Source organism: Streptomyces sp. 135, from assembly GCF_020026305.1.
In the GTDB taxonomy this organism is placed as follows: Bacteria; Actinomycetota; Actinomycetes; order Streptomycetales; family Streptomycetaceae; genus Streptomyces.
This window is the reverse complement of the sequence record NZ_CP075691.1, coordinates 7,568,668-7,580,794: the sequence shown is the minus strand read 5'-3', so window position 1 is coordinate 7,580,794 and position 12,127 is coordinate 7,568,668. Positions and strand designations below refer to the sequence as shown.

Below are 12,127 nucleotides of genomic sequence, written 5' to 3'. Positions count from 1 at the left end.
CTACGGCGCTACACCCGTTCCACCACCGTCGCGATGCCCATCCCGCCGCCCACGCACAACGTGGCCAGCCCGTACCGCAGATCCCGCCTCTCCAACTCATCGACCAGCGTGCCGAGGATCATCGCCCCGGTCGCACCCAACGGGTGCCCCATCGCGATGGCGCCGCCGTTCACATTCACCTTGTCCAGGGACAGACCCATGTCCTTCACGAAGCGCAGCACGACCGCCGCGAACGCCTCGTTGATCTCGACGAGGTCGATGTCGTCGATGGTGAGCCCGGCCTTGGCCAGCGCCTTGCGGGTCGCGGGCGCGGGCCCGGTCAGCATGATCAGCGGCTCGGAGCCGGAGACGGCCGCCGAGACGATCCGCGCACGCGGCGCGAGGCCGTACCGCTCACCGACCTCCTTGGTGCCGACGGCGACCAGCGAGGCGCCGTCGACGATGCCGGAGGAGTTGCCCGCGTGGTGGACGTGGTCGATCTCCTCGATCCAGTGGTACTTCTGGAGCGCGACCGCGTCGAAGCCGCCCATGTCGCCGATGTCCTTGAAGGACGGCTTCAGGCCCGCGAGGGAGTCGGCGGTGGTGCCGGGGCGCATGTGCTCGTCGTGGTCGAGGACCACGAGGCCGTTGCGGTCCTTGACAGGGACGACGGACCTGCCGAAGCGGCCGTCCTTCCAGGCCTCGGCGGCGCGCTCCTGCGAGAGGGCCGCGTACTCGTCGACGTCACGCCGCGAGAAGCCCTCGATGGTGGCGATGAGGTCGGCGCCGATGCCCTGCGGCGCGAAGTTGGTCTCGTAGTTCGTCATGGGGTCGGCGAACCAGGCACCGCCGTCGGAGGCCATCGGCACCCGCGACATCGACTCGACGCCACCCGCGAGGACGAGGTCCTCCCAGCCCGAGCGGACCTTCATCGCGGCGAGGTTGACCGCCTCCAGACCCGAGGCACAGAAGCGGTTCTCCTGCACGCCCGCCACCGTGTCGGGCAGTCCGGCCGCGATGGCGGCGATCCGCGCGATGTCGGAGCCCTGGTCGCCGACAGGCCCGACCACGCCTAGGACGATGTCGTCGATGGCCGCCGGGTCGAGGCCGGGGAAGCGGTCCCGGATCTCGTGGATCAGGCCGACGACGAGGTCGATCGGCTTGGTGCCGTGCAGGGCACCGCTGGCCTTGCCGCGTCCGCGCGGGGTGCGGATCGCGTCGTATACGTACGCTTCGGTGGTCACGCGTGAGCCTTTCGGGGGTGTCCGGGAGGGGTGTGGAGGTGCGGGGGCTCAGTCGAGCAGGGAACGGCCGATGATCTCCTTCATGATCTCGGTCGTGCCGCCGTAGATGGTCTGGATGCGTCCGTCGGTGAAGGCCTTCGCGACGCGGTACTCCGTCATGTAGCCGTAGCCGCCGTGCAGTTGCAGGCAGCGGTCCGCGACACGCTTCTGCAGCTCGGTGGCCCACCACTTGGCCATCGACGCGTGCACCGCGTCGAGCTCCCCGTTCGAGTGATCGACGATGCACCGGTCGAGGAACGTACGGGTGACGGCGCACTCGGTGGCCATCTCCGCGATCTCGAAGCGGATGTGCTGGAGCTTGGCCAGCGGCCGCCCGAAGGCCTCGCGCTCCTTCACGTACGCCGTGGTGATCTCCAGGAGGTGCTCGGCGGCGGCGATCCCCGCCACGGCGATGCCCATGCGCTCCTGCGCGAGGTTGGTCATCAGGTGGACGAAGGCGCCGTTGAGCTCGCCGAGGAGGTTCTCCTTGGGGACGCGTACGTCGTGGAAGAACAGCTCGGCGGTGTCCTGGGCCTTCTGGCCGATCTTGTCGAGGTTGCGGCCACGCTCGAAGCCCTCCATGCCGCGCTCGACGACCAGCAGGGACAGGCCGTGCGCGCCGCCTTCGGGGGACGTCTTGGCGACGACGATGACGAGGTCGGCGAGGATGCCGTTCGAGATGAACGTCTTGGAGCCGTTCAGCACCCAGTGGTCGCCCCGGTCCTCGGCCCTGGTGCGGATGCCCTGGAGGTCCGAGCCCGCGCCGGGCTCGGTCATCGCGATGGCCGTGATGATCTCGCCGGTGCAGAAGCCGGGCAGCCAGCGGCGCTTCTGCTCCTCGGTGGCGAGCGAGGTCAGGTAGGGGCCGATGATGTCGTTGTGCAGGCCGATCGCGAGCCCGGCGGCGCCCGCGCGCGTGAACTCCTCGGCGAGGACGGCGGAGTAGCGGAAGTCGGCGTTCCCGCCGCCGCCGTACTCCTCCGGGACGGCGAGGCCGAGCAGCCCCTGCTTGCCGGCGGCGAGCCACGCCTCGCGGGACACGATGCCGTCCTTCTCCCACTGTTCGTAGTGCGGGAGGACCTCCTTGGCGAGGAAGGTGCGCACGGTCTCGCGGAACGCGTCGTGCTCGGCGGAGAAGAGCTGCCGTTTCATCGGTACGTGGCCTCCTGGGGCCCGGTGCGGGCCTGCCCTTGGCGGTTGACGGTCATCATGGCCGCGTCGGCCGCGTGAGGGCCGGTACGTCCCAGTCGCGGGCCACGTCGGCGGTGTCGGCCCCCGGCTGCGCGGGGCCGCTGCGCACGCGCGTGGGGGTGGCGGAGAAGCGGGGCGCGGGGGCGGGCTGGGTGATGCCGCCGTGGTCGGTGAAGGTGCCGCGGGCGGCGAGGTGGGGGTGCGCGGGCGCCTCGCGCAGGGACAGCACCGGCGCCACGCACGCGTCGGAGCCCTCGAAGGCTTCCGTCCACTCGTCGCGCGTACGTTCCTTGAAGCGGGCGGCGACGGCCTCGCGCAGTTCGCCCCAGCGGGCCGGGTCCTTGCGGGCGGGGGCCACCTCGGTCAGGCCGAGCAGCGCGATGAACTCGTCGTAGAACTGCTGCTCCAGGGCGCCCACGGCCATGTGGCCGCCGTCGGAGGTCTCGTAGGTGCCGTAGAAGGGGCAGCCGCCGTCGAGGAGGTTGGCGCCGCGACGGTCCTGCCAGCCGCCGGCCGCGAGCATGCCGTGGATCATGGCGGAGAGGTGGGACGCCCCGTCCACGATCGCGGCGTCCACGACCTGCCCCTCGCCACCCGCGCGCGCGTGGGTGAGCGCGGCGAGGACACCGACGACGAGGTAGAGCGAGCCGCCCGCGTAGTCGCCGACGAGGTTCGCGGGGATGGCGGGCGGCTCCCCTTCGTTGCCGATCATGCCGAGGGTGCCGGTGATGGCGATGTACGCGATGTCGTGCCCTGCGCGGGGTGCGAGCGGCCCCTCCTGGCCCCAGCCGGTCATCCGGCCGTAGACGAGCCGCCGATTGCGCGCGTGGCAGGCCTCGGGGCCGACGCCGAGGCGCTCGGCCACGCCGGGGCGGTAGCCCTCGATGAGGACGTCGGCACGCTCGGCCAGGTCGAGGACCTGCGCGGCGCCGTCGGGGGCCTTCAGGTCGACGACCACGGAGCGCTTGTTGCGGTTGGTGACGTCGTACGCCGGGTCGATGGCGAGGCCGCCGCCGCCCGGCCGGTCCACGCGTACGACGTCGGCGCCGAGGTCGGCCATGAGCATGGCCGCGAACGGGCCGGGCCCGATGCCCGCCAGCTCCACCACACGCACCCCGGCGAGCGGACCGTTAACGCCCTTGCCCGGTACTGCCATTGAGCCCCCAGCACTACGACACATATGACACAACTGATGTAACACCAGTGATGCTAAGAACGTGTTCCACGGTGCACAAGCCCCTGGCGAGCAAGCGCTTAGCGAATTCTGCCGCCCGCCCTTGCCCGGCCCGGCGGCGCTTAGCCTGAGGGCATGGATTCCGTACTGGTCAGCGCGTGTCTGCGGGGAGTTCCGTGCCGCTACGACGGACGCGACAAGGCCTCGCCCGAACTCGACGCGGCCGTGGCGGGTCGCGAGGTCGTGTCGTTCTGCCCGGAGGCCGCAGGCGGGCTGCCGACGCCGCGCCGCCCCGCCGAGCTGGTCGGCGGCGACGGGCACGACGTGCTGGACGGCAGGGCGCGGGTCGTCGAGGACACGGGGCGCGACGTGACGGCGGCGTTCGTGGACGGCGCGCGGCGGGCGCTGGCGGCCGCGCGGCGCGCCGGTTGCACCGAGGCCCTGCTGATGCCGCGCAGCCCCTCGTGCGGACACGGGGCGGTGTACGACGGGTCGTTCGGCGGGGAGTTGGTGGCGGGCGACGGAGTGACCGCGGCGCTCTTCGAACGCAACGGCATCGTGGTGCGGCCGGCCCCGGGGGTGTAGCCGCGGTGTCCGAGGGGGCAGGCTAGCCTCGGGCACCCACGACCGCCCCGGCGTACGACGGAGAGGTGCCATGACCAGTCAGCACGGCGAGAGCAGCGGGGACGACAGGAACAGCGGGAACACCGCGAGCGGTGCGAAGAGGGAGCGCGCGTACGACATCGTGCTCTTCGGAGCGACCGGCTTCGTGGGGGTGCTCACCGCGGAGTACCTCGTCGCGCACGCGCCCGAGGGGCTGCGCTGGGCGCTCGCGGGGCGCGACACCGCGAAGCTGGAGAAGCTGCGCGAGCGGCTGGCCGCGCTCGACCCGGCGTGCGCCGAACTGCCTCTGGTGCGCGCCGATGTGGCGGACCCCGCCTCGCTGCGGGAGATGGCAGGCCACGCGCGCGTGATGGCCACGACCGTCGGCCCCTACCTGACGTATGGCCAGGAACTGGTCGCCGCGTGCGCGGACGCGGGCACGGACTACGTGGACCTGACGGGTGAGCCGGAGTTCGTCGACCTCATGTACGTGCGGCACGACGCCCGCGCGCGGGAGACCGGGGCCCGCCTCGTGCACGCGTGCGGCTTCGACTCGGTCCCGCACGACCTGGGCGCGTACTTCACGGTGAAGCAGCTGCCCGAGGGCGTGCCGCTGCGGGTGGACGGGTTCGTGCGGACCAACGGGCGGTTCTCGGGCGGCACCTTCGCCTCCGCGCTGAACCAGTTCGGGCGGGGGCGGCAGATGCTGGCCGCCGCGAAGGAGCGGCGGCGCCACGAGCCCCGCCCCGTCGGCCGCAAGGCGTACGCCCCGCCGAGCCCGCCGAGGTACGCGGGTGAGGTCGGCGCCTGGGCACTGCCGCTGCCGACGATCGATCCGCAGGTCGTGCAGCGCTCCGCGCGCGCCCTGGAGCGGTACGGGCCGGACTTCCGCTACCGGCACTACGCGGCCGTGAAGACGCTGCCGATGGCCCTCGGCGGCCCGGTCGCCCTCGGCGGTCTGCTGGCGGCCGCGCAACTGCCGCCCGTACGGCAGTGGTTGTCCGGCCGCCTCAAGCCCGGCGACGGACCGAGCAAGGAGGTCCGGGACCGGACGTGGTTCTCGGTGCGGTTCGTCGGCGAGGGCGGCGGCAAGCGCGTCTTCACCGAGGTCTCGGGCGGCGACCCGGGGTACGACGAGACGGCGAAGATGCTGGCCGAGTCGGCGCTGTGCCTCGCGCTCGACGAGCTTCCGGCGGCCGCCGGACAGGTCACCACGGCCGAGGCGATGGGCGACGCGCTCATCGCGCGCCTGGACGCGGCGGGGCTCACCTTCCGGGTCGCCTCGGTGCGCTGACCGGAGTCGGGTGCCCCGCCCCGCGCGGGGCGGGGCACCCATGAGGATTACGTGCGGATCAGGCGCCCGGCACCGGGTACGTCGGGTACTCCACCCCGGAGACGTGCTGGACGACGCGGATGACCTGGCACGAGTAGCCGAACTCGTTGTCGTACCAGAGGTAGAGGATCGCGTTGTCGCCGTCGACCTTGGTCGCGCCCGCGTCGACGATCGAGGCGTGGCGCGAGCCGATGAAGTCGTTGGAGACCGCGTCGGGGGCGCTGGTGAAGTCGATCTGGCGCTTGAGCGGCGAGGTGAGCGACACCTCGCGGAGGTAGTCGAGGACCTCCTCGCGGGTGGCCTCGCGGCCGAGCGTGAGGCTCAGGATGGCGATCGAGACGTCCGGTACCGGGACGCGGATCGAGCTGCCCGTGATGGGCGCCTTGAGGTCCGGCAGCGCCTTGGCGACGGCGGAGGCGGCACCGGTCTCGGTGATCACCATGTTGAGCGGCGCCGAGCGGCCGCGGCGGTCCGCCTTGTGGTAGTTGTCCAGGAGGTTCTGGTCGTTGGTGAACGAGTGGATGGTCTCCACGTGGCCGCGCAGCACGCCGTACTCGTCCGCCATCGCCTTCAGCGGCGGGACGATCGCGTTGGTGGTGCAGGAGGCGCAGGACAGGATCCGCTCGTCGGGCTTGATCATGTCGTGGTTGACGCCGTGCACGATGTTGGGCACGTCGCCCTTGCCCGGGGCGGTCAGGACGACCTTGTCGACACCGGGGCGCAGGTGCTTCGAGAGGCCCTCGCGGTCGCGCCACTTGCCGGTGTTGTCGATGAGGATGGCGTCCTTGATGCCGTACGCCGTGTAGTCGACCTCGGAGGGGTCGTTGGCGTAGATCACCTTGATCTCGTTGCCGTTGGCGATGATCGTGCTGTTCGCCTCGTCCACGGTGATCGTGCCCTGGAACTGGCCGTGGATGGAGTCGCGGCGCAGCAGGGAGGCGCGCTTGACGATGTCCTGTGCGCCGCCCTGGCGGACGACGATCGCGCGCAGCCGCAGGCCGTTGCCGGAGCCGGCCTTCTCGATGAGGAGGCGGGCGACGAGGCGGCCGATGCGGCCGAAGCCGTAGAGGACGACGTCGCGGCCCTCGCGGCACTCGATCTTGTTCTCACCCGTGGCGCCGGCGACGGCCTCGGCGGTGAAGTCCGCCACCGACAGGCCGCGGTCGTCGGTCTTGTACGTCGCGGCGAGCATGCCGATGTCGATCTGCGACGGGCCGAGGTCGAGCGCCGTCAGAGCCTGGAGGAAGGGCAGCGTCTCGGTGACCGACAGTTCCGCGCCGGCGATCTGCCGGGCGAAGCGGTGGGTCTTGAGGATGCTGACCACCGACTTGTTCACCAAGGAGCGGCTGTGCAGCAGGACCGTCACGTCCCGCTCGCGGTGCAGCTTCCCGATGAGCGGGATCATCGACTCCGCGATCTCCTCGCGGTGCTTCCAGTTGGTGAACGAGTCGTCGTTGACAGTCACAGGTTTCTCTTTCGAGCTAGGCGGCGCTCATATGCTAACCCGCTCCTGTTTTGATCGTTCAACCGGTCGCTTCCCGCAGCGCCGACCGGCACAGGGCGTCCGCGCGGCGGGTGGTTTCCGGCAGGCGGTAGCGAGGGGTGAGCCGCAGGGCGTGGGCGCACGCGTCCGCCAGCGTCACCCGGTGGCCCACCGACACGAAGACGGGTTTCACGCCCTCGCGCGTGCGCAGCGCACGGCCGACCTCCTCCGTGCCGTCGAGGAGGGGTGAGGCGCTTCCGCGCGGGGCGGCCGGAGCCTCGTACGAGAAGGTGAACGGGTTCTTGGCGACGCCCATCGTCGCGAGGCCGGTCAGGACCCCGAGGTGGCTCGCGAGGCCGAAGCGGCGCGGGTGCGCCACGCCGTAGCCGTCGCAGACGACGAGGCCCGGGTCGGCCGTGAGGCCCCGGAGCGCGGTCAGCACGGTGGGGATCTCGCGGAAGGCCAGCAGCCCGGGTACGTAGGGGAACGCCACCCTGCCGACCGCCGTCGCCTCCTCGACCACGTCGAGCGTGGCCGCGTCGAGCACGACGACGGCAGCGGCGACGATGTCCCGCTCGTCGTCGTACGCGACATCGACCCCGGTCACGTGTCCGGTGCCGGGCGGCGGGCCGGGTTCGTCGAGGACGACGCGGGCCCGCAGTTCGTCCTGGACGGCGCGCGCCGTCTTCTCGTCGGTGGGCCAGTCCCGGGGCAGTGAGCAATTGATCATGGTGCGGGCCAGCCTAGTGGGGCGCCCCTCGGCGCCGACCGGCATTAAGGACGCGTAAAGATTGCCGGAAACAGGCAATGTGAGCGGCCGTACCGGCATGCCAGGATCCTTCCGTACCGAGGTGAACGGCATGACGGGGGAAGTGGTCCGATGACGGTCTTTCTGGGTCTCGGCATCGCGGGCATCGTGCTGCTGGTGCTCTCGCTCGTCCTCGACGGAGTGCTCGAAGGGCTCTTCGAGGGAGCGGGTGTGCTGGACGGGCTCTTCGACGGGCTCCTTTCACTGCCGGTCGTCGCCGGGTTCGTGTCGATGCTCGGCTTCGGGGGAGCGATCGTGCTCGGTACGACGGGTCTCGGCGCGGGTCCCGCCACTGCGGCGGGGACCTGCGCCGGGGCCGGGGCCGGCTGGCTCACGTTGAGGCTGACCCGCGCCTTGATGCGCGACCAGAGCGCGCCCACACCGCGCGGCGACGACCTCGTCGGCACCGCGGGCTCCGTCGTCACCGCGATCCCGGCCGACGGCTACGGCGAGGTGCTGCTGCGCCTCGGGGGCCAGCCCGTGAAGTTCGCGGCGCGCAGCTCCGTGGCCGTGGCGCGGGGCGCCGAGGTCTGGGTCGACGCGTCGCTCTCGCCGACCTCGGTGACCGTACGGCCCGTGGAGCGCTGACCCCCGGCCCGTACCGAACACCACTGCACTGCACCGCACCGCACCGCACCGCACTGCACTGCACCGACCACCATCACGTAACCGATCTGCCGTCCCCGGATGGCAGGGGGGAATGCACCATGAGTCCAGTCCTGACCGCCGTCATCGGCGTCGTCGTACTCGTCGTCCTGCTGGCGCTCGTCGTCATCACGCGCTACAAGGTCGCGGGGCCCAGCGAGGCCTTCATCGTGACCGGGCGGCGCGGCAAGAGGTCCACCGATCCCGACACCGGCCGTGTCATGACCGACAACAGCGGCCAGAAGGTCGTGGTCGGCGGTGGCGTCTTCGTCGTGCCGTTCGTGCAGCAGAAGTTCACGCTCGACCTGTCCTCGCGGCACATCCCGATCGCGGTGCGCGGCGCCGTCACGCTGCGCGGCGTGAAGGCCAACCTCGAAGGCGTCGCCATCGTGAAGGTCGGCGGCACCGAGGACTCCATACGCGCCGCCGCGCAGCGCTTCCTCGTGCAGCAGGACGGCATCGTCGGCTTCACCCAGGAGGTGCTCTCCGGAGCGCTGCGTTCCATCGTGGGGCGCATGTCGGTGGAGGACATCATCCGTGACCGCGCCGCCTTCGCCGGGCAGGTCGCCGAGGAGGCCGAGGCCAGCCTGTCCGGGCAGGGCCTGGTCCTGGACGCCTTCCAGATCCAGGACATCACCACCGAGGGCTCCTACCTGGAGGACCTCGGCCGCCCCGAGGCCGCCCGCGCCAAGCAGGAGGCGGACATCGCCGAGGCCGTGGCGCGCCGCGCCGCCGAGCAGGCGCGGCTGAAGGCCGAGGAGGAGATCGCGATCGCCCAGCGGACGTTCGCGCTCAAGCAGGCCGAGATCAAGGCCGAGACGGACGAGGCGGCGGCGCGGGCCGGCGCCGCGGGCCCGCTCGCCGAGGCCGCGCGGCAGCAGGACGTCCTGACCGAGCAGGAGAAGGTCGCCCAGCGCCAGGCCGCCCTGACCGACAGCGAGTTGGACACCAAGGTCCGCAAGCCCGCCGACGCCGCGCGCTACCAGGCCGAGCAGGAGGCGGAGGCCCGCAGGATCGCCCTGGTCAAGCAGGCCGAAGCGGACGCGCAGCGGGCCCGTCTCACCGGTGAGGGCGAGAAGGCGCACCGTGCCGCGCTCGCCGACGCCGTACGTCTGGAGGGCGAGGCCGAGGCCGCCGCGATCGGCGCGAAGGGTGCCGCCGAGGCGGAGGCGATGCGCAAGAAGGCCGACGCGTTCGCGCAGTACGGTGACGCCGCCGTCCTCCAGATGGTCGTCGAGGTCCTGCCGAGCGTGGTCGCGAAGGCGTCCGAACCGCTCAGCGCGGTGGACAAGATGACGGTGATCTCCACGGACGGGGCGAGCCAGCTCTCCCGCACGGTCGCCGACAACGTGGCCCAGGGCATCGAACTGCTCGGCTCCACCACGGGAGTCGACCTCGCCGAGCTGCTGCGGGGCATCACCGGCGGCAAGGCCCCGACCCCCGCCGAGGCCGCTCCCGTCGGCGCTCCCACCGCGGCCAACGGCAGGATCGACGTCACCGACTAGGCATACTGCCGCCATGAGTTGGAACCTGCGCCCCGCGAAGACGGCGGACATAGAGATCATCGCGGAGCTGCGCGCGACGGTGATGCGGGCGGATCTGGAGCGGCTCGGCCGGTTCGATCCGCACCGCGTGCGCCGGCGGCTGCGGGACTCCTTCTCCGCGGAGCACACCTCGGTGATCGAGACGGACGGCGCCTTCGCGGGGTGCGTCACCCTGCGCCCCGCCGAGGGCGGCCACTGGCTCGAACACTTCTATCTGGCCCCGCACCGGCAAGGGCGGGGCCTCGGCTCCGCCGTCCTCGGCACGCTGCTCGAGCGCACCGACGCGGAGGGCTCCACCGTCCGCCTGGACGTGCTGCGGGGCAGCGCCGCCCGGCGGCTGTACGAGCGGCACGGGTTCACGGTGGAGGACGAGGATCCGGTGGACGTGTTCATGGTGCGGGCGCCCCGGGCCGCCGCCGGGCGCCCCGGGTAGCCTCGCGATCATGTTCATTCTCGAATTGACCTACACCGCCCCGGTCTCCGCCGTCGACGAGCAGCTGGCCGCCCATGTGGCCTGGCTCGACGAGCTGTACGAGGCCGGGGTCTTCATCGCCTCCGGACGCAAGAACCCCCGGGACGGCGGCGTGATCATCGCCGTCGCGGAGGACCGCGCGCGGATCGAGGAGATCACCGCCGCTGACCCGTTCGTGCTGGCCGGCGTCTGCGCGTACCGCATCACGGAGTTCTACGCGACGAAGACGGCCCCGGAGCTCGCCCCGTACCGCGAGGAACTGCCCTCCTGACACGACCGGGGCCCTGTCTCAGCGGGGCTCCAGGCGGGCGATCCTGCCTTTCTCGCCGGACGCCCAGCAGCCCCGGTCCGCGGCGCAGTCGACGGTGTCGAACGACCCCGCGTCGACCGTCCGCCAGCTCCGCCCGCCGTCCCTCGTGACGTCGGTGCCCGTCGGACCGACCGCGAGGGCCGTGGCACGGCTGTGCGGGAACCACGCGACCCCCGAGCGGTATGCGGGCGGCGGGCGTCCGGCCGGGGTCCAGGTGCGGCCGCCGTCCCCGGTGACCGCGGCCGCCTCGGGCGAGGCCTGTCCCGGCCGGTAGTCGCCGCCGGCCGCGATGCCGTGCGTGCGGTCGCGGAAGGCGAGGCCGAAGACGCCGCGGGCCGGGTCGCCCGCCGGGATCGGCGCGTCGGTGGCCGTCCAGGTCAGGCCCCGGTCGGCGGAGTGCAGGACACGCGCGCGTGCCGCCCCGCCCGTGGCCAGCCACACGTCACGCGGCCCGGAGGCGACCAGGCACTGGCCGCTCGCCGCGAAACCGGCCTCGCCCTCCAGCGCCGCCGGCATGCCGGCGCTCGGCAGGACCTTCCAGGAGCGGCCGCCGTCGGCCGTGGACAGGATGCGGTACTTCCCGTCGACCGGGTCGCTCATCGCCAGGCCGTGGCGGCGGTCGAAGAACGTCATGCAGTCGTAGAACGCCTTGGCGTCGGTGTTGCGGAAGGACTCCGTCCAGGTCGCGCCGCCGTCGTCGGTGCGCAGCACGCGGGAGGCCTCGCCCTCGCCGATGGCGAGCACCACCGCGCGCCGGCCGTCGAAGGCCTCCACGTCCCGCAGTTCGAGACCGGCGCCTTCCGGTGGGGACACATCGCGCCAGGTCCTGCCGCCGTCCGAGGTGCGCAGCACGGTCCCCTTGGTTCCCGCCACCCAGGCCGTGTCACGGCTGACGGCGGCGAGGCCTCGGAAGCGGGCGTCCGTGCCGCTGTCCTTGAGCCGCCAGCTCAGGCCCTTGCCAGGGGCGGCCCCGGGCCCGGCAGTGCTCGTGGTGGTCCCGGTGGTCGCGGTGGCGGGGGCCGTCGGCACGGCCGCGGCGAGTGCCGCCCCGCACAGTCCCACCAGCACCGCACGACGCATCGACTTCGACTTCCCCATGGCCCTCATGGCGGGCGAAGCTAGCCGACCCGCCGGGCCTCGTCCAGATGGCCTGAAGGCGTCCCCCGCACCACCGGCTCCGGGAACCACGGGCGCTCCCACGGTGTCGCGGTGACAGAGGTCACTCGGTCTCACCCGCCTTTCGTGTGCACGGATCGCGTCATTCCGTCGTCTATTCAAGTGCCGACCCCAGTCGTCCAGCAG

12 protein-coding genes are annotated in these 12,127 nt (G+C 72.1%); 6 read left to right on the top strand and 6 right to left on the bottom strand.

All coding sequences use genetic code 11. The features are described from left to right. Positions 1–8 precede the first annotated feature (8 nt). From KKZ08_RS34000 to KKZ08_RS33990, 3 genes are read right to left on the bottom strand one after another with little or no spacing between them, the layout of a single operon-like run. On the bottom strand, positions 9–1,223 hold the full coding sequence (locus KKZ08_RS34000; protein ID WP_223778085.1) for an acetyl-CoA C-acetyltransferase: 1,215 nt from the start codon (positions 1,221–1,223) through the stop codon (positions 9–11). Positions 1,224–1,271: 48 nt separating this feature from the next. Continuing rightward, on the bottom strand, positions 1,272–2,414 hold the full coding sequence (locus tag KKZ08_RS33995) for an acyl-CoA dehydrogenase family protein (protein WP_223778084.1): 1,143 nt from the start codon (positions 2,412–2,414) through the stop codon (positions 1,272–1,274). A gap of 55 nt (positions 2,415–2,469) precedes the next feature. Further along, positions 2,470–3,609, bottom strand: coding sequence for a CaiB/BaiF CoA-transferase family protein (locus KKZ08_RS33990; RefSeq protein ID WP_223778083.1), 1,140 nt, complete (start codon positions 3,607–3,609; stop codon positions 2,470–2,472). A gap of 153 nt (positions 3,610–3,762) precedes the next feature. On the opposite strand from KKZ08_RS33990, the gene KKZ08_RS33985 reads away from it, so the two are divergent. After that, positions 3,763–4,212: a DUF523 domain-containing protein gene (locus tag KKZ08_RS33985; protein ID WP_223778082.1), complete on the top strand. Its 450-nt coding sequence runs from the start codon at positions 3,763–3,765 to the stop codon at positions 4,210–4,212. A 70-nt stretch (positions 4,213–4,282) separates the two neighbouring features. Further along, complete coding sequence (locus KKZ08_RS33980) at positions 4,283–5,524, top strand: saccharopine dehydrogenase NADP-binding domain-containing protein (protein ID WP_223778081.1); 1,242 nt, start codon at positions 4,283–4,285, stop codon at positions 5,522–5,524. 58 nt (positions 5,525–5,582) lie between these two features. On the opposite strand, the gene KKZ08_RS33975 is transcribed toward KKZ08_RS33980, so the two are convergent. After that, positions 5,583–7,028 (bottom strand): glyceraldehyde-3-phosphate dehydrogenase, encoded by a 1,446-nt coding sequence (locus KKZ08_RS33975; RefSeq protein WP_223778080.1) that lies wholly within the window; start codon positions 7,026–7,028, stop codon positions 5,583–5,585. A 58-nt stretch (positions 7,029–7,086) separates the two neighbouring features. Then, positions 7,087–7,776 carry an endonuclease V gene (locus KKZ08_RS33970; RefSeq protein ID WP_223778079.1) on the bottom strand — a complete coding sequence of 230 codons (690 nt, stop codon included), beginning with the start codon at positions 7,774–7,776 and terminating at the stop codon, positions 7,087–7,089. Positions 7,777–7,926: 150 nt separating this feature from the next. Here KKZ08_RS33970 and KKZ08_RS33965 point away from each other — a divergent pair, with 150 nt between their 5' ends. The 4 genes from KKZ08_RS33965 to KKZ08_RS33950 all read left to right on the top strand — a co-directional run bounded on the left by KKZ08_RS33965 (position 7,927) and on the right by KKZ08_RS33950 (position 10,786). Next, complete coding sequence (locus KKZ08_RS33965) at positions 7,927–8,442, top strand: hypothetical protein (protein ID WP_223778078.1); 516 nt, start codon at positions 7,927–7,929, stop codon at positions 8,440–8,442. A gap of 119 nt (positions 8,443–8,561) precedes the next feature. Then, positions 8,562–10,004, top strand: a complete 1,443-nt coding sequence (locus KKZ08_RS33960; RefSeq protein WP_223778077.1) for a flotillin family protein — start codon at positions 8,562–8,564, stop codon at positions 10,002–10,004. A 13-nt stretch (positions 10,005–10,017) separates the two neighbouring features. After that, positions 10,018–10,476 carry a GNAT family N-acetyltransferase gene (locus KKZ08_RS33955; RefSeq protein ID WP_223778076.1) on the top strand — a complete coding sequence of 153 codons (459 nt, stop codon included), beginning with the start codon at positions 10,018–10,020 and terminating at the stop codon, positions 10,474–10,476. A 10-nt stretch (positions 10,477–10,486) separates the two neighbouring features. Further along, positions 10,487–10,786, top strand: a complete 300-nt coding sequence (locus KKZ08_RS33950; protein ID WP_223778075.1) for a YciI family protein — start codon at positions 10,487–10,489, stop codon at positions 10,784–10,786. A gap of 18 nt (positions 10,787–10,804) precedes the next feature. On the opposite strand, the gene KKZ08_RS33945 is transcribed toward KKZ08_RS33950, so the two are convergent. Further along, entirely contained in the window at positions 10,805–11,932 is a 1,128-nt protein-coding gene (locus tag KKZ08_RS33945) for an oxidoreductase (RefSeq protein ID WP_223778074.1), read from the bottom strand. Positions 11,933–12,127 lie beyond the last annotated feature (195 nt).

What these genes read in the sequence shown, in the direction of transcription:
- KKZ08_RS33995 (WP_223778084.1), bottom strand. Translation starts at nt 2,414, where the DNA reads ATGAAACGGCAGCTCTTCTCCGCCGAGCACGACGCGTTCCGCGAGACC.
- KKZ08_RS33990 (WP_223778083.1), bottom strand. Translation starts at nt 3,609, where the DNA reads ATGGCAGTACCGGGCAAGGGCGTTAACGGTCCGCTCGCCGGGGTGCGT.
- KKZ08_RS33985 (WP_223778082.1), top strand. Translation starts at nt 3,763, where the DNA reads ATGGATTCCGTACTGGTCAGCGCGTGTCTGCGGGGAGTTCCGTGCCGC.
- KKZ08_RS33980 (WP_223778081.1), top strand. Translation starts at nt 4,283, where the DNA reads ATGACCAGTCAGCACGGCGAGAGCAGCGGGGACGACAGGAACAGCGGG.
- KKZ08_RS33970 (WP_223778079.1), bottom strand. Translation starts at nt 7,776, where the DNA reads ATGATCAATTGCTCACTGCCCCGGGACTGGCCCACCGACGAGAAGACG.
- KKZ08_RS33965 (WP_223778078.1), top strand. Translation starts at nt 7,927, where the DNA reads ATGACGGTCTTTCTGGGTCTCGGCATCGCGGGCATCGTGCTGCTGGTG.
- KKZ08_RS33960 (WP_223778077.1), top strand. Translation starts at nt 8,562, where the DNA reads ATGAGTCCAGTCCTGACCGCCGTCATCGGCGTCGTCGTACTCGTCGTC.
- KKZ08_RS33955 (WP_223778076.1), top strand. Translation starts at nt 10,018, where the DNA reads ATGAGTTGGAACCTGCGCCCCGCGAAGACGGCGGACATAGAGATCATC.
- KKZ08_RS33950 (WP_223778075.1), top strand. Translation starts at nt 10,487, where the DNA reads ATGTTCATTCTCGAATTGACCTACACCGCCCCGGTCTCCGCCGTCGAC.
- KKZ08_RS33945 (WP_223778074.1), bottom strand. Translation starts at nt 11,932, where the DNA reads ATGAGGGCCATGGGGAAGTCGAAGTCGATGCGTCGTGCGGTGCTGGTG.